Source organism: Candidatus Ruthia endofausta (assembly GCF_013342985.1).
Classification (GTDB): Bacteria; Pseudomonadota; Gammaproteobacteria; order PS1; family Pseudothioglobaceae; genus Ruthia; species Ruthia endofausta.
Genome location: NZ_CP054490.1, coordinates 502,347 through 524,094, shown reverse-complemented (window position 1 = coordinate 524,094; position 21,748 = coordinate 502,347). Strand labels below are relative to the sequence as shown.

The following is a 21,748-nucleotide window of genomic DNA, read 5'->3' as shown; positions in this document are numbered from 1 at the left end:
CTATACTAGTGTTAAAAATTATGTTGATGGCTATTTTGTATGGAAAAAGGTATCTGACTCTGTCAAAATTAGTGATTCTGAAACAGACAATATTTTATATAGAAAGCCTATTCAAATCGCTAAAAATATTTATTCTACGATAGTGCTACTCAGCCACCTACTTATGAGAACTCAAACTATAATAACAACTTATCATTCGTTGTAACAACAGACGGTGTTTTGGTGTTTAATGCAGGCAGTAGCTACTTAATTGCAAAGGCTATGCATGAGTAGATTAAAAAAATTACTTCTCAATCTGTTAAATACCTGGTGTTAGAAAATTTACAAGGGCATGTTATTTTGGGCTCAAATTACTGGAAAGAACAAGGGGCGACTTTAATTGCACATACCAAAGCCTACAAAGAAATTCAACATCGGTCTGAGGATATCTACGCACCTGTATTGAGAACACAAGAAGATAAAATGATTTTGAATATGGGCGGCATCACGATTGATTGTTGCTCCTTGGTGCCTCTCATTTGCTTGATGATATCCAACTTTGGCTGCCAGGATGATGGTGGTTTACTTGATGCTTACTAAAATTGGGGTACTTTATAATGAACTGCACAAACAAAATGCTGAGCGTATTTTTAAACAAATGGAATTTGAATCATTAATCTTGTTTATGCTGAAACTAGGGTTAAGTAAGACTGGTAGCGTTTTTTGTGAATTTCTCCTGATTTGACTGCCGATTTAATTGCGCATTTTGGTTCGTTAATATGAGTACAGTTTCGAAATTTACAAGCGTTAATGAGTGATTTAAACTCTTTAAATCCACTCAAAATTTCTTGATTAGTGAGCTCATCTAACTGAAATTCACGAATACCCGGGGAATCAATTAAATTACCACCTGAAGGAATGTGGTACAGTGTGGTATTGGTTGTCGTGTGTTTACCAAGCTTACTTTTTTTGGATATTTCATTAATGCGCAAATTTAAATTAGGTATTAGTTCATTAATGAGCGAGGATTTTCCCACGCCAGATTGACCTAGAAAGACATGAGCCTTGTTATTAAGTTGAGTTTTTAATTGATTAATATTGATTTGCTCTTTAATGCTTAAATAGTTCACTGAATAACCAATATTTTCATACATAGAAAAATCAGATTTAATGTGTCCAATATCACCTGCTAATTCAATTTTATTAACCACAATATTAATAGGTAGTTTGGCATTTTCAGCCACCACTAAATAACGATCGATTAATTCAAACTGGTAATGTGGCTCAATGGCAACCACCAACCACAGTTGGTCGATATTAGCAGCAATGAGTTTGTGCGCGCGATGTAGTTGATTATGACGCTCAAGTAGGGCAGTGACAATATCTTGATTGGATTGCGTTATTTGAAAGATGACTTGATCGCCAGCAACAGGTAAGTCAATATTACGTCTAGCAGTGCATTGATATAACTCGCCTGATTTTGCTTTAACTAATAAACGCTGTCCATAGCGAGTAATCACCAAGCCTATTTGTGCTTTGTCAGAGTTAAGGGGTGATTCTTCAAAATTGTCTGAGGCTTTATTTGCTCTAGTAATACGCTCAGCTTGAATCTTTTCAAGTCGCCATTTTTTGCGGTGCGTTAAAAGCAAAACTGCATGCTATTTTTTGAACTTATAATATTCATTGTTTAAGTGATTTACAACTGATTTTTTCTCATCAGGAAACCAATTAATGTTGAGTGCACTGACACAATTACTCACTTGGAGACGTAAATCAAAGTGATTGTGCAAACGTGAGTTATCCCGTGTATAAAAAGCATCATCATGCTCAATAATATGACAAGCAATACAAGATTCTTTGTGTAATTCCTTACCCTCTTCATTGGCAAATGTAGCACTTGATGCGATTAGCATTGTGGTTAGTAATAATTGATTCATAAATTTTCCCTCTAGCTAGTTTTTAAGTATATCGTTTATTGCTTTTATAAGTCTTAAGCTGATTAATGCGAATTGAAGCACTTGGATGAGAATCATGGAAAGCAGAGTATAAATAATCTGGTGTGAGGGTTGCGGCATTGTCTTTATATAACTTCACCAGCGAAGATATTAAATCATCTGCATTGGTATGTTTAGCGGCGAAGAGATCGGCTTCAAACTCATGCCTTCGTGATAGGTAATTATTAATAGGTGCAATAAAAAAACTAAACACTGGTATGGTTAGTGTAAACAAAATAAGAGCTGTATGATTTGAAGGATGGCTAATACCAAGTCCATGAAAAAACCAGTCCTGATTAATCAAATAGCCAAGCAACGTCAAACTAAATAAAGAAATTGCAAACGAATTGAACATGTGTTTGCGAATATGTTTGTGATGAAAATGCCCCAGTTCATGAGCAAGAATTGCTTGAACTTCATCATCACTCATGCTTTTGAGTAATGTATCAAAAAACACAATGCGTTTGTTTTTACCAATGCCTGTAAAGTAGGCATTGCCATGCGATGACCTTTTAGACCCGTTCATCACAAATACGCCGTCACTTTTAAACCCTGTGCGTTTAAGCAGATTGTTAATTTTAGTTTTTAACTCAGCATTATCTAGCGGCTTAAATTGATTAAAAATGGGTGCAATATAAGTGGGATAAAGCCAAAACATCAATAATGAAAATCCAGTGAGAACCAGCCAAACATAAATCCACCAATATCCACCCATGGCACCCATTAAATAAAGAATGGCATAAATCAGTGGCAAACCAATAATCAGCATAAGTAACGTGCCTTTGAGTAAATCCATGATAAAGGTTTTCACATCGGTTTGATTAAACCCAAATTTTTGTTCTAATACAAAAGTCCGATACACACCAAATGGTAAATCAATCAAACTACCTAACACCATCAAGCTCACTACAAAACCCACACCTATGTACAAAGCGTTGTCAGTTTGCGCTTGCCAAGCGTTGTCTAAGTAGTCCAATCCGCCACCAAGTGTCCATAGTAGCAATATGCCAGTTGAAAATATAATTTCAAAATGATTTAATTTGAGCTTAGCTTGTGTGTATTTAGCTGCTTTTTGGTGTTCTTTTAGCGTAATTTTTTTGCTAAATTCGCTAGGTATTTTATCAAACGATTGAATAATCACCTTGCTTTGTCTGAGGTTTAGCCACAACAAGGTGATAACATAGCTAAAAGCGGCTATTAGAAAAATTAAGGTAAATAGATTAAATGCCATGTTTTTTTAAAAAAATTATTATTATTTTACCTAGATAAATAGGTGTTAATAAATATTAGAATATTACGATATTTTTATACATAAGGCAGGTACTATCAAACATTGTTTAACAATTGTTTTAATTGGCAGGGGGTTACCCAAGTAAGTTGCTTAACCATTTTTACAGTTTTAATAATTATACCATGATCAGACAAGGGAAAGATATTACTGCACTTATTTTAAGGTCAAAAGACTCAAACCCACTAACATTAGATATTATTTAAATAATAAACAAAAATCTGCCAATGTTAATGCACAAGACTTGGCAATTTTCTGTTCAGAGAAGCTTAAAGGTACGGGCATGCTGATTACTGATTTTAAAGATTTGCAGTCGTATGAAATTTTTATTCCTTTTTTACTTTTGGTGATGTTACTCTACGTAAACTTAAACACGAAACTCATGAATTATTGGGCATAGATAGCTTTTCTGGCTGTTTAGGCGTGATGAAAAACGTGAAACGTAATAAGCACACTCAAAATACCAATATTAAAACAGATTGTTCTGTTGATGGTAAAAAGTTTATAAACTCAAGTTAACTGCTAAAGAATCTAATTGATGGTACGACAACATTTGTTGATTACCGTACTGAATACTTTAAAGATGGATAAGGTTAAAGTAATTGACAGGAGTTGGGTTTCGAGCAATTTAGCTGATAAACGTGCTAATTATTGTGGGGCTATTGGATTGGTATGGCAAAATCTTGTCAACAGGGCATGAAACATTGGTATTTATTCCCTCTAGTACTACTTAAGGTTAATTATAAGTACTCGACTGCACAAACTAAAATATTAACACCCACTGCAGAATCTGCAATGCCAGGAATTGAAATAGGAATTAACTATTTTCGTGCTGCGTTTAAGTATGATTCTGACGCTAATATTGATTTACGTCGTCTGGGTGAGATAATGCCAGGTTGTAATATCAGTCAACATTCCAATTAAAGGTAAACCAGAGTATTTTCCAATGTTGCCGGCTTGTGCGTATGACGGCACAATGGCAGAAGGAACTCGGTGTTGGGACGAGGACAATCCTCAAGGTGCATTTAGCAATGCTGAGGTTATGACAGTAATTGAAAAAACTGAAGATTGGATACACACACATCCAAATATTGGTTTTACAGGATCATATATTCAGTCCTTAAAAATTGTCAATATGTTAATGATAAACACCTGAAGGGCAAGAGCCAAACTTTAAATATTTTCACGTGCCAAATGCTAATGAAATTGTCACAAGCTTTAATGGCTTGTTAGAGGCCAATACCAGTCAGGAGGATTTGGATTCATTTGTTGTCAAAAATTGAAATGAAGGTGTGATTATGGGCTTTGTTAATACCATGGATCCAGTAAAAACACACCAAACTGTTAAAGATATTCAACAGTGGTTTGAAGATAATAAAGATGAGCTAGGTTTTGATTTGGTAACTTGGGGCTTTAAATCCGGTGATGTGCTTCATATGTCTGAGACAGGCAAGGTTATAACCATTGAGCAAAGTGGTGACACGACAATGTCAGTGGGTGGTTTTTTTAGGTACTACAGAAGCAATACATGAGATATGGCAGAGGTGGAATATATTAAGTCATCACTAGTAACTACGCTTGCTATTTTTGTGATTGCTGCACTGATTTTTGCCTCACCGCTCATTGCAGATATTTTAACCTCCACGTTGCTGGTTACTTTGTTTGCACAATATGGTTTAGGCGCATATTATACTAGTGTTGAAAATTGATCAGGTAATTTGTATTTTGCTGCTTTAGTGTCATTGTCGATTGCTATGGGCTTAGGTGTGGATTATGATATTTATATGATATCTCGTCTTACAAGAAGAGATGCTCGCTACTGTATGGATAATGTGGGTTTGGTTCTCTTAAAAATACGTTAGAAGCAACAGGTGCCGGCGGGTATTTGTATCTATTTTTAGTATTATTAGCAAGTTTTGTTCTATTATTGATGACACAATTAGCAAATACTTGAACATTGGCTATTTTTATCTTTAAGGCATTAATTATTGATGTGGTGGTTGCGCTAACAATCATTCCAATTGCTAGCTTATACTTTCAAGCCAAAATATATTTTTAATAATAAGTAGTAATTAAACGTTAAATACTTTTATTTTTTTTTGCTTTGATAGGCTTTTGACTAACAAACAAGACTTATTTTAATAATGGACAGGGTGCTTTTTTATTACTGAAAATGCAGTTGTTAATGTATAATATTGATAATTATTAATTGAACTATGATTAATGGCATTAATTGTACAAAAATATGGCGGTACTTCAGTCGCTTCGGCTGAGCGTATTCGGGCGGTTGCACAAAAAATTAAAGCATTTAAAGAGACTGGTGATCAGCTGGTGGTGAGTGTATCTGCTATGAGTGGTGAAACTAATCGAATGACTGCACTTGCACAAACTATTCAAGATACGCCTTCTTTAAGAGAGATGGATGTTTTACTAACGACTGGTGAGCAAGTGACGATTGCTTTGCTTACTATGGCGTTGCAACAATTAGGTTGTGATGCGATTTCTTATACGGGTGCGCAAGTGCGCATTATGACTGATTCTGAGCACGGTAAAGCGCGCATCAAGTCGATTGATGATCATCGTATTCGTCAAAGTTTGACACAAGGTAAAGTTGTGGTTGTGGCAGGGTTTCAAGGTGTGGATGAAGATGGGCACATTACCACATTAGGTCGTGGTGGTTCTGATACTACTGCTGTGGCACTTGCGGCTGCACTTAAGGCTGACGAATGCCAGATTTATACTGATGTAGATGGGGTGTTCACAACCGACCCTCGCATTGAGCCAAATGCTAGAAAAATGAATGTTGTGAGTTATGAAGAGATGTTAGAAATGGCATCACTTGGCTCAAAAGTCTTGCAAATTCGTTCTGTGGAGTTTGCATCAAAATATAAAGTGCCGTTAAGAGTGCTATCATCTTTGATTGATAATCCAGTAGGTACATTAATTACCAATGAGGAGAATATTGTGGAACAAGCCCTTATTTCAGGCATCGCTCATAATAAAGATGAGGCAAAGCTAAGTTTAATCGGTGTGCCAGATGAGCCTGGTATTGCATTTAAAATTCTAGGCCTAATTAGCATAGCCAATATCGAAGTTGATATGATTGTGCAAAGTGTATCTGCACGTGAGGGTCTGACTAACTTTGCTTTTACTGTGCATAGGAATGATTTTAAAACTGCTAGTAAAATCCTAGATCGTTTGTGTCAAGAATTAGGCGCAATGATTGTCCAAAGTGACGACAAAGTGGTTAAAGTATCATTGGTGGGTATTGGTATGCGTTCTCATGCGGGTATTGCCACACAGATGTTTGAGGTGTTGCATAATGAGGGTATTAATATTCAGATGATTTCCACTAGCGAAATTAAAATTTCAGTGGTGATTGATGAGAAGTATTTAGAATTAGCAGTGCGTTCATTACATGCTGTGTTTGAATTGGATAAGGAATAAAAATGCATACATTTGACGATAGAGATGGTTTAATTTGGTTTGATGGTAAGTGGGTAGATTGGCGTGAAGCTAAAGTTCATGTATTGACTCATACTTTGCATTATGGTATGGGTGTGTTTGAAGGGGTTCGTGCATACGAAACCAAAAAAGGACCCACAATTTTTCGTCTTGAAGAGCACACTAACAGACTGTTTAATTCTGCCAAGATTATGAACATGGATATTGGCTTTTCCAAAGACGAGCTTAATCAAGCTCAAGAAGATGCAGTTGCTAAAAATAATCTTGATAGCGCCTACATTCGCCCCATGTGCTTTTACGGCTCAGAAGGCATGGGATTACGTGCTGATGGACTTAAGGTGCATACTATTATTGCTGCTTGGGAGTGGGGGTCGTATTTAGGCGAGGACAATATGAAAAACGGTATTCGCATTCGCACTTCAAGTTATGCACGCCACCATGTTAATATTGCCATGACTAAAGCTAAGGCCAATGGCAACTATATTAATTCAATGTTAGCCTTACAAGAAGCGTTAACTGATGATTATGATGAGGCATTAATGTTAGATGTTGATGGTTTTGTGGCTGAAGGCAGTGGTGAAAATATTTTTATTGTGCGAGATGGTATTATTTACACACCTGATTTGACCTCAGCACTAGCAGGTATTACTCGTGATACCGTATTTAAATTGGCAACTGATTTGGGTTATAAAGTGATTGAAAAACGCATCACTCGTGATGAAGTGTACATTGCAGATGAAGCATTTTTTACAGGTACAGCAGCGGAGATAACCCCCATTCGCGAACTTGATAATCGTACAATCGGTTTAGGTACTCGTGGTCCAGTGACTGAGCAGTTACAAACCTTATATTTTGATTGTGTTTATGGCAGGAATAAGCAATACCAACACTGGATTGCCAATGAATTTATCCGTAGATGATTTTCAAAAAAAAGCATGTTAGTTTTAGCGTTGTGGAAGAAAAAGATTTGCCATTTCATTGCCCACCGCCAGAGGCGCAAAAGTGGAATATGCACCCCAAGGTATTTTTAAAATTCGACAAAAATGGTAAAGCATCTTGTCCGTACTGTAGTGCCAGCTACGAATTGGCATAAACTTAATGAGTAGTAACTCACCAAATGTTGTTTTAGTTGGACCAATGGGCTCTGGCAAGACATCGGTTGGTCGCCGTTTGGCCTGTGTTCTTAAGCGTGATTTCTTTGATTCAGATTTCGAAATAGTAGCGCGTACAGGTGTGGCTATTGATCATATTTTTGATGTAGAGGGCGAACAAGGCTTTCGCAAGCGCGAAACACAAATGTTGGCTGATTTGTACGAGATTAAAAATATTGTCATCGCCACTGGTGGTGGTGTTGTTATTAAGGTTGAAAATCGAGAAATGCTTAAGCACAATAGTTTTGTGGTGTATCTATCGTCAACGGTTGAACAGTTACTTAAACGCACCATAAATTCTAGATCTAGGCCACTACTTGAACAATCAAGCAATCGAGAGAAAACCATTCGTGACTTGGTATCAAAGCGCGAATCTTTATATCAAGAAGTGGCAGATGTGGTGATTGACACCACAGGTAAGAAGTTATACGCTATTATTAATGAGATTAAAAAAGCCATTCCAATATGAAAGAGAATCTAATCACTGTGTTGATTTTTGCCATTTGTCTTGATGCTCAAGCAATGACACAAAATAAATTTATTGAACGTTTAAAAAATACACATCCTTTTTTTACACAACTTGATTTATCTCTACAAATTAAGCAAATTGATCAACAAGCAACCAGAGCTAATCAAGATTGGCTCGTTGGTGTAAAAACTAATTTTAAGAATGAAGATGTAAGCGATATTTCATCTATAACGACTTATAATAATTTAAACACCACTTCAATTGACTTTTCAGCAACTAAAAAAATAGTAAGCTCAGGCGCTGGTATTACTGTCAAACACAATTGGAAAAACAAAAGCAAAGCTGAAATCGCCAGTTTAAATATCAAAAGAAATAAATTTTCTATTGATTATTTTTATCCATTATTGAAAGATGCAAGTGGCATTAATGATCAACTAAATACAGATTTATCCAATATTGATGTGCAAATATCTAGGCTTGAGATTGCTGAACAACAAGAGATTTTTATACTTACTCAATTGAAGAAATTTATTGACTTGGCTTACGCTCAAGAGCGCTTAATGATTAATAATCAACGCCTAGATTTAGCCACTCAGGAATTGACTTTGGTTAAACAAAAATTTACTATGTCAGTGGTTGATAAAGTTGATGTATTGCTGCAAGAAGATGCTTATCAAAGTGCTAAGCAACAACAACTCCAAACCCAACAAGATTTAAATTTTTTGCGTCATGAAATGGCCATTACTTTAGATATTGATTTTTCTAATGTTAGGGCTGAATTTGATTTATATCAAGGCTATACAACCAATGATGATAATCTTAAACAATACTTATTGACTAATTCTAGAGTATTAAAAATAGCTGATTTAAATCAAGATTTGTTAGAACGTCAGTTAAAGAGTGACAAAAATAATTCAAAAATACAGCTTGACTTAAAACTTGGTATTAGCAGCGAAGGTGAAAATAGTCGCTATACAAGCTCTATTTCTAGCCAGAGTTCATCGTGGAATATTGGCTTAGATTTGAGTTATCCTATTGGCGGTATGCAAGCCAAGTCAGCCATTGAAAAAACACAAATAAAACTTGCTAGAGCTAGAGAACAAAAGCAAGAGCAATTATTAAATATCCACGCCAAGGCGAACGCATTAAAGCAAAAAATTCAATATTTGGTGGAAATACTTGAATCCAATAAAATGCAAATCGAAATTGCTAAGGCACGCACCAAAGAGGAAAAACGAAGATACAACAATGCCAACTCTCAAGCAAGTTTTGTTATTTCAGCACAAAATAATGAGCAAAGTGCAAGTCTTAACCACATTCAAGTGGCGAAAAGTTATCAACAATCAGTGCTTGATTTTAAGGCAACTATTGACCAATTATTGCCATGACAAATTTTGCTTTGGGTGATATGAACGATACCAGCATTTTATTTTTTAAGGTATTAAAAAGAACAAAAAACGCCTTATGAACATTAAATACACAGTTGCTATTAAAGATCTTCATACTCATATTTTCAAGGTTGTATTAACACTAAACAACCCTAATTTATTAGAACAAGTATTTTCATTACCCAGCTGGATTCCTGATAGTTATCTGATTCGCGATTTTACTAAAAATATCATCAGGATTAAGGCTAGAAGTAACCACCAACAAATACCAATTAAAAAACTCGATAAAAACCATTGGATTGCTTATCCTTGTGAAAATGTACTAAGTATTAAATACGGAGTTTATGCCTTTGATTATCAGTTAGGCTGGCTTGTTTAGATAACAAACGTGCCTTTTTAATGGCAGTAGTTTGTTTTATTACCTTTAGGATTTGAGTCAGATTCATGCGAACTAAACATAAAATTTACCAATCAAAATTAAACATTAGGCAATTGGTCATGTGCTATGGGCTTGACTGCGTTAGATAATTATGAGTTTTATTACTCATAATTATCAAGATTTGATTGACCATCCTGTAGAAATGATAGCTTTTACTAAGCTAGAGTTTGATGCAAGAGGCATTAGCCACAAAATGGCAATCACTGGAAAGCACAACGCAGATATTAAACGTCTAGCAAAGGATTTGGCGATTATATGCACTCACCATATTAATTTCTTTAACGGCGCTATTCCATTTGATGAGTACTTATTTTTAACCTTGGTTAGGACAAATGCTTATGATGGATTGGAGCATAAAAATTCTTCAAGTCTTATTTGTTCTAGGAAAGAAATGCCAGTATCTGGTGAAGATGATATAACACCAGAATACACAAGATTTTTAGTCTTATGCTTGCATGAATATTTCTATGCTTGCTGGATTAAAACCATTAAACCTGCTAACTTTCATCAATTAGATTTGAACACAGAAAACTACACTCAGCAGTTGTGGATTTTTGAAGGCTTTACCTCATATTATGATGAACTGTCTTTATTGCGCACTAAAATCTTAACGCTAAAGCAATATTTAACCCTTTTTGCCCAAACCATAACGCGAGTGCAACAATCCAAAGGCAGGCAAAAACAATCCTTGCTAGAATCTAGTTATGACACTTGGACTAAGTTTTACCAACAAGACGAAAATGCTCCTAATGTTATTGTTAGTTATTACACCAAAGGCGCATTACTTGCTTTTGTACTTGATATCAATATTAGACAATGCACCAATGACAAAGTATCGTTGAATGGTGTTTTAAAATTTGCTTGGGAGAATTATCAAAAGTTTGGACTGGAGGACAACACTATACGGCGTATTGTCAATGATTTGGTTAGGGGCGATTTGTCTGATTTTTTAAATGATTATTTATATGGCGTAAAAGAGTTGCCACTACAAAAAACCTTTGCCTATGTTGGTGTAGATTGCGTCTTTAACGTTAATAAAAAAGAGGTGTCTAATTCCGGTATTAACATTAATACCAAAGGAGAGTTTGCTCAAATTACAACTGTATTTTCAGGCACTTGTGCACAAAAATCTGGGCTGTATGTAGGTGATAAAATCGTCACCATTAACCATGAAGAAGTGAGTGTAGAAACCTTAGGAAGACAAAAGAAATGGTTTTCACAAGCAAAATAAATAACCCTAAAAAAATACGCGCTGTTAAGCCTAGAATAATTTCGCTAAAATTATTGCTCAAGCCAGTCGGGCGTGCAATGAGTGATTTTAAAATGATTAAAGAGGATGATAAGGTACTTTTAGCAGTGTCTGGAGGTAAAGACTCGCTGAGCTTATTCCATATCTTGCGCCATTTTCTTATCTCTGCGCCAATTCATTTTGAACTTGGCGTGGTGACGATTGACCCTCAAGTGAATGGTTTTGAGCCACAAGTCTTGGAAAGTTTTTTTAAAAAATTTGACACGCCTTATTTTTTTGAAACCTTTCCTATTGTGAAGCAAGCTGAAAAAAGTATAAAGGGTAATTCATATTGTTCTTTTTGTGCACGCATTAAGCGAGGACTAATGTACCAAGTGGCACGGCGTGAAGGCTACAATGTTTTAGCATTGGGGCAGCATTTAGACGACTTAGCTGAATCACTAATGATGTCAATGTGTCATAATGGCAAAATTCAAACTATGAAAGCACATTACATTAACGACGCAAAAGATTTACGTATTATTCGACCACTAGTGTATGTTCGAGAAAGACAAGTGGCTGATTTTGCCAAAACAATATACTTGCCCGTGATTAAAGATTCCTGTCCAGCTTGCTATCAAATGCCCACCGAACGAGCACATTTTAAACAGTGGTTGTTAACTGAAGAAAAGCGCACGCCTAATTTGTATAAAAACCTACTAAGGGCCATGAAGCCCATGCTAGATGAAACCAAGGAAGACTTGAATGATTAGATTTATTCTTTGGATTTTTTCAATCATGCCACTGAGGTTAAACCATTTTGTTGGCACATTGATTGGCCAATATCTGTATTTAATAAAGTCTAACTCCAAGGCTGTGGTGAGTAAAAATATTCAACTTTGTTTTCCAAAATTAAATCCAGAACAACAACAAACATTGATTAAAAAATCACTCATAGAGTCAGGCAAGGGTTTAAGTGAGTCTGGGCTTATTTGGTTTAGAAATTTTGATGATAATGCCAAATACGTGACAAAAAGAATAGGCATGGAGCATCTTAAAAGCAACAAAGCCGTTATTTTATTAGTACCTCATTTTGGCTGTTGGGAATTGGTGGCTAGAATGGTATCATTATCTGAGCCAGTCGTGTTTATGTACAAGGAGTTAAAAGATAAACAGAAAAACACATTATTACTCTCAAAACGACAGCAGGGCGATTTGCTAATGGCGTCAGCCAATAAAAAAGGTGTTATCAAATTGCAAAGAGCAATTAACAACAAACAACTCATTGCCATATTACCCGACCAAGATCCGGGTGAAGTGGGGAGTGTTTTAGCGCCATTTTTTTCACAAAATGTACACACGATGACTTTATTGGTAAGACTTGCTAGGAAGAATGATGCTCAAGTGGTTATGGCATGGACAAAACGCTTGCCAGATGCTAAAGGTTACGAGCTTAATCTTAAACCAGTAAAAGTGCTGTCTAGCGCCAACACACTTGAAGATGACGCATTGCTGATGAATAAAGTCATTGAAGATTTGATTACAACCCAGCCAGAGCAGTATTTATGGAATTATAAGCGTTTTAAATCGGTTATTAATTACTAAGGATTTTTGCGTATAAACGTAATTTAAGACATTAGTGCTGTATGATATAATTCTAGCCATGAAATTTATTGAAGATATTCAAAGTATTTTTGATCGTGACCCTGCTGCTAGAAACATCTTTGAAATTGTAACTTGCTACTCAGGCGTGCAAGCCATGTTGTTTTATCGTTTAGCACATCGATTATGGCGTTTAGAATTTAAATGGTTGGCAAGATTTATATCATCATTAGCAAGATGGTTCACAGGTGTTGAAATTCATCCAAGCGCTGTTATCGGTCGGCGTTTTTTTATTGACCACGGCATGGGTGTGGTGATTGGTGAAACTGCTAAAATTGGGGATGATTGTACTTTATATCACGGAGTGACACTTGGTGGGACAACTTGGCAAAAAGGTAAACGCCATCCCACTCTGGGTAATAATGTTGTGATTGGTGCTGGTGCAAAGATACTAGGTCCGATTACACTTGCTGATAACGTTAGAGTAGGCTCAAACTCTGTTGTGGTTAAATCTATTGATGAATCTCAAACGGTTGTTGGTGTGCCTGGCCGTGTTCTGAAAAATAACCAAATTAAATCAGACCATTTTGATTCTTATGCTGTGGGTGGTGATGTTGATGACCCTACTGTTAAAGCTATCAATTCTATCTTGGTACATTTACACGATGTGGATTCGCAATTGCACAAAGTTTCAAAAGAATTGAACATCAAAGACCAAAAAGACACCTCTGTGAATGATTTGGAAATTGAAAGTAAATAACCAACTAATATTAAGGTTATTTACTTGACTAAATAACTTGGTTAAGTGTATAATCATCTCTCGTTATTAACTAGAATGGACTGATATGCAATTAACAACCAAAGGTCGTTATGCAATAACTGCAATGTTAGATTTGGCATCTAACGATACTGGAAAGCCTGTTACCTTGGACATTATCTCTCAAAGACAGAATATTTCATTGTCTTACCTGGAGCAATTATTCGCCAAGTTGCGTCGCGCTGAATTGGTTAAAAGTGTGCGTGGCCCAGGTGGTGGTTACTTGCTTGATGCTAAAGCCTGTGATATTAATTTAACTCAAATCATTGAGGCAGTGGATGAAAATATTGATTTGCGTCGTTGTAAAGGTATTAGAGGGTGCAATAATGGGCGTCAATGTATTTCCCACCAGTTGTGGTGTGAAGTTAGTGAACAAATTAGAACATTTTTGAACGGTAAAACCTTGCAAATGGTGATTGACGATCATAACTCAAATAAAGGAATATAAATATGTTAACACCTACTTATATGGATTATTCAGCAACAACACCCGTTGACGAGCGTGTTGCCCAGAAAATGATGCAACACTTAACCATGGATGGTGATTTTGGTAATCCAGCATCAAATTCTCATTATTACGGTTGGCAAGCTGATGAGGCTGTTAAAAAAGCCAGACAGCAAGTGGCTGATTTGATAGGTGCCAATCCAAAAGAAATTGTTTGGACTTCGGGTGCAACCGAATCTGATAATTTAGCTATTAAAGGTATTGCGCATTTTTATCATAAAAAAAGCAAGCATATTATTACATTAAAAACTGAACACAAGGCGGTGTTGGATACTTGTCGACAACTAGAGCGTGAAGACTTTGAGGTGACATATTTAGACCCAATGCCAAATGGCTTGTTAGATTTGAATGTTTTAGAAGATGCGATACGTGAAGATACCATATTGGTGTCAATCATGCATGTTAATAACGAAATTGGCGTGATTCAAGATATTGGAGCCATTGGCAATCTATGTCGTGAGAATAAGATTTTTTTCCATGTTGATGCAGCACAATCAGCAGGTAAAGTAGCGATTGATTTATCAAAATTATCCGTTGATTTGATGAGCTTTTCAGCTCATAAAATTTATGGACCCAAAGGTATAGGTGCACTTTATGTGCGTCGTAAGCCGCGTGTACGTATTGAGGCGCAAATGCATGGTGGTGGTCATGAACGAGGTATGCGTTCAGGTACTTTAGCCACACATCAAATTGTTGGTATGGGTGAGGCTTTTGCGATTGCTCAAGCCGAAATGGTTGAAGAAAATGAAAAAATTAGACAATTACGTGATCGCTTGTTGGCAGGTTTTGTTGACATGGAAGAAGTTGTGGTTAATGGTGATATGGAAAATCGTATTTCAGGAAATTTAAACATCAGTTTTAACTATGTTGAAGGTGAATCGCTGATGATGGCTATTAATGATATTGCCGTGTCTTCAGGTTCAGCTTGTACCAGTTCAAGTCTTGAGCCGTCGTATGTTTTACGTGCATTGGGCTTGAGTGATGAATTGGCACACTCGTCAATTAGATTTACCATTGGACGCTATACAACTGAAACGCAAGTTGATAAAGCCATTGATTTGGTACGCTCTAAAGTTGATAAATTACGTGATTTATCACCACTTTGGGATATGTTTAAAGATGGAATTGATATCAATAAAGTTGAGTGGGCAGCACACATTAAATAAGCGTAACAAATACACGGGTTAAGGGTTCACAACAAGACTAGAATGGCAATAAACACTTAAAAGGAGGAAAGAGATGGCGTATGGCAAAAAAGTAATGGATCATTATGAAAATCCACGTAACGTGGGTGTGCTAGATAAAGATGCTAAAAATGTTGGTACAGGCATGGTGGGTGCGCCCGCATGTGGTGATGTGATGCGTTTGCAAATTCAGATTGATGATAATGGCATAATTGAAGATGCCAAGTTTAAAACTTATGGTTGTGGCTCTGCCATTGCATCAAGTTCATTATTAACAGAATGGGTTAAAGGAAAAACACTAGATGAAGCGGCAGAAATTAAAAATTCTGACATTGCAGAAGAGTTATCTTTACCACCCGTTAAAATACATTGCTCAGTCTTGGCTGAAGATGCTATTAAAGCAGCTATTAATAACATTAAAAGTAAAGTTTAATAATGGCAATTACTTTAACTGACCGTGCAGCAGGGCGTATTGTTGATTTTTTAACCAATCGCGGTTTTGGTATGGGTATTCGCCTTAGTGTGCAAACTACAGGTTGTTCTGGTCTTGGTTACAACATAGAATTTGTTGATAATACTAACGATGATGACACTGTGTTTGAAGGCAATGGTGTTAAAGTTATTGTTGATGCAAAGAGTTTGATTTATTTAGATGGTACGCAAATTGATCATGTTAAAGAAGGTTTAAATGAGGGTTTTGAGTTTAACAACCCAAATGCTAAAGCTGAATGTGGCTGTGGCGAATCTTTTACGGTTTAGTTGTTTAAAAAATGGAAAACTATTTTGAGTTGTTTTCATTAGCAGTTGACTTTGATATAAATATCACTAAGCTTAACACTGAATACCAACAACAAGTCGCAAAATTTCACCCTGATAAATTTGCCTCTAATAGTGATAAAGAAAGGGTTTTAGCATTACAAAATACCTCGTTAATTAACACAGCATTTAACACCTTAAAATCTCCACTTAATCGTGCTAATTATTTATTAGAACTAAATGGTATTAACGCATTTGATGAAACAGATACTCAAATGGATGTTGATTTTTTAATGGCTCAAATTGAATTAAGAGAGGCTTTAGAGATAATTCGAGCTAGTAAAGATGAGCTGAAATTGGACAATTTTATTGACAATATAAATCTAAAAATTAGTCAAAATATTAAACAAATTCAGACTTTTTTCGAGGAAAATAATCTTGTACAAATTAAGAGTCTGGTTAGAGAGCTGAAATTTTATAAACAGTTAAGCATGCAAGCAAATCAATTAATAGATGAATGGCTATGAAAAAGAAATTTGATAAAAAAGAAAAATCTATTTTTGAATTGGATAAATTGTTCAAGAGTTTTGATAAAAATGCTGAGATTGCCAATAAACAAGCGATAGAAAAAATGCAGTTAAAATCCTAAAAAATAAATAAGAAATGCAGTCAAAACCAGTTTTAATTATTATTGCAGGTCCGAATGGTACTGGGAAAACAACTATTACTGAACAGTTATTAACTCATTCATGGCTTGATAATACAACTTATATCAATCCAGACATTATTGCACAAGAAAAATTTGGTGGCTGGAATAGCAAAAAATCTTTTATTGAAGCGGCAAAAAAGCGTAATGAGTGTATAAAAAATAAAAATAAGTATAAGGTCAAACTCTACAAAGACCATAACCCTTGCTCTGAGATTATATTTAACAATACTTTTAATAAAATTTTAAATTCTGTGGTCCCTTCTACAAAATAATGGCTTTACTACAAATATCAGAACCCGGTCAAACATCTGAACCACATCAGCATAAATTAACGATTGGTATTGATTTAGGCACGACTAATTCATTGGTTGCATCTGTGATGAATGGTCAAAGCAAAATTCTCATGGATGAGAATAACAAGGCAATTTTGCCCTCAGTTGTGCATTGTGGTAAGGATGATAAACTAACGGTTGGTTGTGATGCTTGTCCTTATGCAAACACTGATCCGACCAATACCATTATTTCAGTCAAACGCTTTATGGGCATGAGCTATAAAGAAGTTAGTACATTTAAAAATTGTCCTTACCAATTGCTTGAAAATGGTAATAATGTATTGTTTCACACTGCTATGGGGGACTTATCTGCGGTTGAAATTTCTGCTGGTATTTTATCTTCACTTAAGCAACGCGCTGAAAAATCACTAGGTGATGCGTTATCTGGCGCAGTAATTACAGTGCCTGCTTATTTCAACGATGCACAGCGCCAAGCAACCAAAGATGCAGCAACCTTGGCTGGCCTTAAAACTTTACGTTTGCTTAATGAACCAACAGCAGCAGCAGTTGCTTATGGCTTGGAGTCGGGTGAAGAGGGTGTGCATGCAATTTATGATTTAGGCGGTGGTACGTTTGATATCTCAATTTTAAACTTTAGTAAAGGTGTGTTCAAGGTATTAGCAACAGGCGGTGATACTACCTTGGGTGGTGATGATTTTGATGCACTGATTATTGATGATTGCATTGAGCAACTAGGTATTAATAAACTGACACTTACTCAAATGCAAAAGATTAAGCAATTTTCGCGTACCGCCAAAGAAACTTTGAGTAGTCATGAGTTTGCAGAATTTGACTGTATTGAAAAGCCTTATCGCATTACTAAGAAAAAATTTGAAACGCTAGCCAAAGTACTTATTAAACGCACTTTACTTTTAACCAAACGAGCCATTAGAGACGCGCAAGTTGAGACTGAAAGCATTAAAGATATTATTATGGTAGGTGGCTCTACACGCATACCTTTGCTTCGTTCTATGGTGAGTAATTTATTTAACAAACCTGTTTTATGCTCTATTAACCCAGATGAAGTGGTTGCTAAAGGGGCGGCGATACAAGCCAATATTTTGGCTGGTAATAAACCACAAGATGATATGCTTTTATTAGATGTTTTACCCTTATCACTTGGGCTTGAAACCATGGGCGGATTGGTGGAAAAAGTCATTCATCGCAACACTACAATTCCCATTATTCGTGCACAAGAATTTACCACTTTTAAAGACGGACAAACTGCCATGAGTATTCATGTACTTCAAGGTGAAAGGGAGTTGGTTAAAGATTGTCGCTCATTGGCTAAATTCGATTTGCAAGGTATTCCGCCAATGGTAGCAGGTAGTGCTCGTATTCGCATAGAGTTTCAAGTGGATGCTGATAGCTTGTTATCTGTGAGTGCTATTGAGCAAATATCAGGCGTTAAAGCAAATATCACCATCAAACCATCTTATGGATTAACAGATATGCAAATGGAGAAGATGCTTAAAGATTCTGTTTTATTTACCAAAACTGACATTCAAACCAGACAGCTTCATGAAACACAAGTAGAGGCAGACAGAAGCATTCAAGCCATAGATTCAGCACTTAAAAAAGACAAGCACATGCTTGATGATAAAATGCTTAATAATATTTTAAGTGTAAGAACTACACTGTTTGACATTGCTCATTCTGATGATGAAAAAGCCATTAAAGCTGCCATTAACAATCTTGAGAACAGCTGTTCAAAATTTGTTGAGATGCGCATGAACAACGCTGTTATGAAAGCCATGCAAGGCCATAATGTTGATGAATTTTAACAAAAATATTTAGAAAGCCTATACTATATGCCACAAATTATTGTACTACCCCATCATGAATTATGCCCAGAAGGCACTGTTATTGAAACCCAATCAGGCATTAGTGTTTGTGATGCACTACTTGCCAATGACGTTGAAATCGAACACGCCTGCGAAATGTCAAATGCTTGCACAACTTGCCATATTTACCTGCGCGAAGGGTTTGATTCAGTAGAGGAGTCAGATGAAACCGAAGATGATTTATTGGATAAGGCTTGGGGCTTAGACCCAGAATCGCGCCTATCTTGTCAAACAATTGTAGGTGACACTGACTTGGTGATTGAAATTCCAAAATACACAATCAATCAAGTCTCTGAAAACCATTAAGACCTTATTTTTTTTAGGCAAGACTTATAATTTAATATATATTATGATATTATCATCAATAAAGTTCATATTTAATATTTTTTAATTCGATAAACCCACTTACCTAGATTTAAACACTAAGTACAGTTAAACCGTTGTTAACAAAAAAAACCCCAAAACAACCACCTTACTCAAAGAAGAGGGTAGCACACTACGCAACGCCCTAGGCTCTACAAACTCAGACAATGCTAGTGATTTAAGCCATTAATAAAGCCGAAAACTTGATGAATGACAAAGCCAATGAGTTTTTTAATCAGTTTGGTTCTGGTCGCATGCAAATCAGCATTCATGGACTTAGTTCAAAAGAGCTAGATTATAGCATTAAAACCATTCAACCCATCTCTGAGCTAAACGACAACATCAAAGGCAATATTCTCGGTATAGAAGTTGAACTCACGCCTTTAATCAGTTTTGAATTTGGATAAGGAGACAACAATACAAGCAGTAAAAGCTATGGAAAATTAAGCCTTAAGTTGCCATTCGATAACAACGAGTAACTCACCAATTTTGCCATTGATGATAAGCCTTTAAAACCAGTAGTGTGATGGGTTTAATCACACTTGCTTTGGTTCAACGAGCCAACAAGATTCGTATTGAGAAAGTCCCTATTGCCATAGTGAAATTAAAGTTGTTTTGGGTGAGTATAATACAAAAACAATAGGGGCTACTTGTATACTATATGACGCTTCAGGTGTATTGCATTAAGGATTAAAAGTATAGCTGATAATGCTTAAATAGCAGAAACCAAGCCCTGTGCTTTTTTGGACTCGAATTCTGTTCCTATCTCCATTGGTTTGTCTTTAGACAATAATCATCGTGGTATTAGCGGATTTTTACTACTACCACAAACTTTACCTAGGTTGTTTGGGTGAAATATTTTGACAAAGTCAGGGTTGTCTAAATCATTGGTATAAACAACACCGCAATATTTTTCTTGGCGCTCAATTTTAATGACTTTTTTAATATCACTTAAATGTTTTAATAAATTCATTGGCATTAGTAACTACTTTTCGCGCAACTTTTAAGGTGTCATACAGGTACTAATCGCTTGGATTTCTGTTAAGCTTGTCAAACAAAAGTGCATGGCCAATCATATCCCATTGAATGATGTCAATAAACCTGCCTTTAAGCCGCTCTATTTTGCCTATTTAGTGCTACTCAATGGTAATACTTGGGAAAGCACTAGTTGCGCGAGATTGTTGGGTGAGTTTGGCACTAACTTTTTTGGCGATTTCTTTATAAATCTCAGCTACTCTGCCTTCTGGGTTTTTGGCAACGGTTGGTGTGCCTTCGTCAACGTCAGTTCGAATGTCCATCTCTAAAGGGAGTGCACCTAAAAACTCAACACCTGCATCAGCTGCCATGGTTTCACCGCCACCTGTACCAAAAGTAGCTTCTTCGTGCCCGCACTTAGAGCAAATATGTAACGACATGTTTTCAACAATACCTAAAATAGGAATATTGACTTTTTCAAACATTTTTAAGCCTTTTTTAGCATCAATTAGTGCAATGTCTTGTGGGGTTGTTACAATCACAGAGCCACTAACTGGTATTTTTTGTGATAGTGTCAATTGTGTATCGCCTGTGCCTGGTGGTAAGTCAATCACCATATAATCAATACCACGCCATAAGGTGTCTCTTAGCATTTGCTCTAAAGCTTGGGTGACCATAGGACCACGCCAAATCATAGGATTGTCTTCATCAACCAAATAGCCAATTGACATGCTTTGCATACCATGACCCAAAATAGGTAATAATTTACCCTCAGCGGTGGATTCTGGCTTAGCTTTGCTAACGCCTAGCATTCTAGGTTGAGAAGGGCCATAAATATCGGCATCTAAAATAGCAACTTTGGCGCCTTCTGTTTGTAATGCTAATGCTAAATTAACCGCAGTGGTTGATTTGCCAACACCACCTTTGCCTGAAGCAACTGCAATAATGTTTTTAACTTCTGGTAGGACATCAACTCCTTTTTGAGTGGTGTATTTAACAATTTTGGTTTTAATATCAACGCTAACATTGTTAATATTGGCTTCTGCTAATGCATCAGTAATAGCACTAGATAAAGTAGCGTGATAACTATTAGCAGGGTAATTAAGTTCAATGTCAATTTGCACTTTGTCACCATCAATGTTAACATCATTAATGACATTTGAAGAAACAATATCTTGTTCGGTATAAACATCAACAACTTTGGATAAAGTATCTTTAATTTGCTTGTTCGTTAAATCTGCCATTTTTATTGTATCCAAT

General features: G+C 36.1%; 30 protein-coding genes. 25 read left to right on the top strand and 5 right to left on the bottom strand.

Annotation, left to right across the window (positions count from 1 at the left end):
- Positions 1-309: 309 nt before the first annotated feature.
- Positions 310-579: an MBL fold metallo-hydrolase gene (locus tag HUE58_RS02810; RefSeq protein WP_174605542.1), complete on the top strand. Its 270-nt coding sequence runs from the start codon at positions 310-312 to the stop codon at positions 577-579.
- An 83-nt stretch (positions 580-662) separates the two neighbouring features.
- Here HUE58_RS02810 and rsgA read toward each other — a convergent pair whose 3' ends face one another.
- The 3 genes from rsgA to HUE58_RS02795 are packed head-to-tail and all read right to left on the bottom strand — an operon-like array spanning position 663 to position 3,204.
- The gene (gene rsgA / locus HUE58_RS02805; RefSeq protein ID WP_174605541.1) at positions 663-1,628 is read right to left on the bottom strand and encodes a ribosome small subunit-dependent GTPase A; all 966 of its coding nucleotides are present in this window, start codon (positions 1,626-1,628) and stop codon (positions 663-665) included.
- Between the two features lie 9 nt (positions 1,629-1,637).
- Complete coding sequence (locus HUE58_RS02800; RefSeq protein ID WP_174605540.1) at positions 1,638-1,916, bottom strand: hypothetical protein; 279 nt, start codon at positions 1,914-1,916, stop codon at positions 1,638-1,640.
- Between the two features lie 22 nt (positions 1,917-1,938).
- The gene (locus HUE58_RS02795) at positions 1,939-3,204 is read right to left on the bottom strand and encodes a M48 family metallopeptidase (protein ID WP_174605539.1); all 1,266 of its coding nucleotides are present in this window, start codon (positions 3,202-3,204) and stop codon (positions 1,939-1,941) included.
- 729 nt (positions 3,205-3,933) lie between these two features.
- Between HUE58_RS02795 and HUE58_RS02790 the strand changes: the two genes are divergently transcribed.
- The 24 genes from HUE58_RS02790 to HUE58_RS02680 all read left to right on the top strand — a co-directional run bounded on the left by HUE58_RS02790 (position 3,934) and on the right by HUE58_RS02680 (position 19,920).
- A complete protein-coding gene (locus HUE58_RS02790; protein ID WP_174605538.1) occupies positions 3,934-4,185 on the top strand; it encodes a hypothetical protein in 252 nt (83 codons plus the stop codon).
- 22 nt (positions 4,186-4,207) lie between these two features.
- Complete coding sequence (locus HUE58_RS02785; RefSeq protein ID WP_174605537.1) at positions 4,208-4,417, top strand: hypothetical protein; 210 nt, start codon at positions 4,208-4,210, stop codon at positions 4,415-4,417.
- 142 nt (positions 4,418-4,559) lie between these two features.
- Positions 4,560-4,793 (top strand): hypothetical protein, encoded by a 234-nt coding sequence (locus tag HUE58_RS02780; RefSeq protein WP_174605536.1) that lies wholly within the window; start codon positions 4,560-4,562, stop codon positions 4,791-4,793.
- A gap of 3 nt (positions 4,794-4,796) precedes the next feature.
- A complete protein-coding gene (locus HUE58_RS02775; RefSeq protein ID WP_174605535.1) occupies positions 4,797-4,970 on the top strand; it encodes a hypothetical protein in 174 nt (57 codons plus the stop codon).
- Between the two features lie 514 nt (positions 4,971-5,484).
- Positions 5,485-6,708, top strand: a complete 1,224-nt coding sequence (locus HUE58_RS02770) for an aspartate kinase (RefSeq protein ID WP_174605534.1) — start codon at positions 5,485-5,487, stop codon at positions 6,706-6,708.
- A gap of 2 nt (positions 6,709-6,710) precedes the next feature.
- Positions 6,711-7,646 (top strand): branched-chain amino acid transaminase, encoded by a 936-nt coding sequence (locus tag HUE58_RS02765; RefSeq protein WP_174605533.1) that lies wholly within the window; start codon positions 6,711-6,713, stop codon positions 7,644-7,646.
- Positions 7,643-7,819 (top strand): zinc-finger domain-containing protein, encoded by a 177-nt coding sequence (locus HUE58_RS02760; protein WP_174605532.1) that lies wholly within the window; start codon positions 7,643-7,645, stop codon positions 7,817-7,819. Before HUE58_RS02765 ends, HUE58_RS02760 begins: the two co-directional genes overlap by 4 nt.
- A 5-nt stretch (positions 7,820-7,824) precedes the next feature.
- Positions 7,825-8,346: a shikimate kinase gene (locus HUE58_RS02755; RefSeq protein ID WP_174605531.1), complete on the top strand. Its 522-nt coding sequence runs from the start codon at positions 7,825-7,827 to the stop codon at positions 8,344-8,346.
- A complete protein-coding gene (locus tag HUE58_RS02750) occupies positions 8,343-9,734 on the top strand; it encodes a TolC family protein (RefSeq protein WP_174605530.1) in 1,392 nt (463 codons plus the stop codon). The genes HUE58_RS02755 and HUE58_RS02750 overlap by 4 nt, the downstream gene beginning before the upstream one ends.
- A gap of 76 nt (positions 9,735-9,810) precedes the next feature.
- The gene (locus HUE58_RS02745; protein WP_174605529.1) at positions 9,811-10,113 is read left to right on the top strand and encodes a M61 family metallopeptidase; all 303 of its coding nucleotides are present in this window, start codon (positions 9,811-9,813) and stop codon (positions 10,111-10,113) included.
- A gap of 151 nt (positions 10,114-10,264) precedes the next feature.
- The gene (locus HUE58_RS02740; RefSeq protein ID WP_174605528.1) at positions 10,265-11,404 is read left to right on the top strand and encodes a M61 family metallopeptidase; all 1,140 of its coding nucleotides are present in this window, start codon (positions 10,265-10,267) and stop codon (positions 11,402-11,404) included.
- Positions 11,383-12,174 (top strand): PP-loop family protein, encoded by a 792-nt coding sequence (locus HUE58_RS02735; protein WP_174605527.1) that lies wholly within the window; start codon positions 11,383-11,385, stop codon positions 12,172-12,174. The genes HUE58_RS02740 and HUE58_RS02735 overlap by 22 nt, the downstream gene beginning before the upstream one ends.
- Positions 12,167-13,006 carry a lysophospholipid acyltransferase family protein gene (locus HUE58_RS02730; RefSeq protein WP_174605526.1) on the top strand — a complete coding sequence of 280 codons (840 nt, stop codon included), beginning with the start codon at positions 12,167-12,169 and terminating at the stop codon, positions 13,004-13,006. The genes HUE58_RS02735 and HUE58_RS02730 overlap by 8 nt, the downstream gene beginning before the upstream one ends.
- 58 nt (positions 13,007-13,064) lie before the next feature.
- Complete coding sequence (gene cysE / locus HUE58_RS02725; RefSeq protein ID WP_174605525.1) at positions 13,065-13,763, top strand: serine O-acetyltransferase; 699 nt, start codon at positions 13,065-13,067, stop codon at positions 13,761-13,763.
- An 85-nt stretch (positions 13,764-13,848) separates the two neighbouring features.
- On the top strand, positions 13,849-14,268 hold the full coding sequence (locus HUE58_RS02720) for an Rrf2 family transcriptional regulator (protein ID WP_174605524.1): 420 nt from the start codon (positions 13,849-13,851) through the stop codon (positions 14,266-14,268).
- A gap of 2 nt (positions 14,269-14,270) precedes the next feature.
- Positions 14,271-15,491, top strand: a complete 1,221-nt coding sequence (locus tag HUE58_RS02715) for an IscS subfamily cysteine desulfurase (protein ID WP_174605523.1) — start codon at positions 14,271-14,273, stop codon at positions 15,489-15,491.
- A 73-nt stretch (positions 15,492-15,564) separates the two neighbouring features.
- The gene (gene iscU / locus HUE58_RS02710; RefSeq protein ID WP_174605522.1) at positions 15,565-15,942 is read left to right on the top strand and encodes a Fe-S cluster assembly scaffold IscU; all 378 of its coding nucleotides are present in this window, start codon (positions 15,565-15,567) and stop codon (positions 15,940-15,942) included.
- Positions 15,943-15,944: 2 nt separating this feature from the next.
- A complete protein-coding gene (iscA, locus tag HUE58_RS02705; RefSeq protein ID WP_174605521.1) occupies positions 15,945-16,268 on the top strand; it encodes an iron-sulfur cluster assembly protein IscA in 324 nt (107 codons plus the stop codon).
- Between the two features lie 11 nt (positions 16,269-16,279).
- Positions 16,280-16,792 (top strand): Fe-S protein assembly co-chaperone HscB, encoded by a 513-nt coding sequence (hscB, locus tag HUE58_RS02700; protein ID WP_174605520.1) that lies wholly within the window; start codon positions 16,280-16,282, stop codon positions 16,790-16,792.
- Positions 16,789-16,914, top strand: a complete 126-nt coding sequence (locus HUE58_RS07115) for a hypothetical protein (RefSeq protein ID WP_277998016.1) — start codon at positions 16,789-16,791, stop codon at positions 16,912-16,914. Before hscB ends, HUE58_RS07115 begins: the two co-directional genes overlap by 4 nt.
- Positions 16,915-16,928: 14 nt before the next feature.
- Entirely contained in the window at positions 16,929-17,246 is a 318-nt protein-coding gene (locus HUE58_RS02695) for a hypothetical protein (protein ID WP_174605519.1), read from the top strand.
- Positions 17,246-19,090 carry a Fe-S protein assembly chaperone HscA gene (gene hscA, locus HUE58_RS02690; protein ID WP_174605518.1) on the top strand — a complete coding sequence of 615 codons (1,845 nt, stop codon included), beginning with the start codon at positions 17,246-17,248 and terminating at the stop codon, positions 19,088-19,090. Before HUE58_RS02695 ends, hscA begins: the two co-directional genes overlap by 1 nt.
- Before the next feature lie 27 nt (positions 19,091-19,117).
- Entirely contained in the window at positions 19,118-19,456 is a 339-nt protein-coding gene (gene fdx, locus HUE58_RS02685; protein WP_174605517.1) for an ISC system 2Fe-2S type ferredoxin, read from the top strand.
- Between the two features lie 263 nt (positions 19,457-19,719).
- Positions 19,720-19,920, top strand: coding sequence for a hypothetical protein (locus HUE58_RS02680; RefSeq protein ID WP_174605516.1), 201 nt, complete (start codon positions 19,720-19,722; stop codon positions 19,918-19,920).
- A gap of 386 nt (positions 19,921-20,306) precedes the next feature.
- Here the strand turns inward: HUE58_RS02680 and HUE58_RS02675 are convergent, their stop codons facing one another.
- Both HUE58_RS02675 and apbC read right to left on the bottom strand, forming a co-directional pair.
- On the bottom strand, positions 20,307-20,486 hold the full coding sequence (locus HUE58_RS02675) for a hypothetical protein (RefSeq protein ID WP_174605515.1): 180 nt from the start codon (positions 20,484-20,486) through the stop codon (positions 20,307-20,309).
- A gap of 163 nt (positions 20,487-20,649) precedes the next feature.
- Positions 20,650-21,732 carry an iron-sulfur cluster carrier protein ApbC gene (gene apbC / locus HUE58_RS02670; protein WP_174605514.1) on the bottom strand — a complete coding sequence of 361 codons (1,083 nt, stop codon included), beginning with the start codon at positions 21,730-21,732 and terminating at the stop codon, positions 20,650-20,652.
- Positions 21,733-21,748 lie beyond the last annotated feature (16 nt).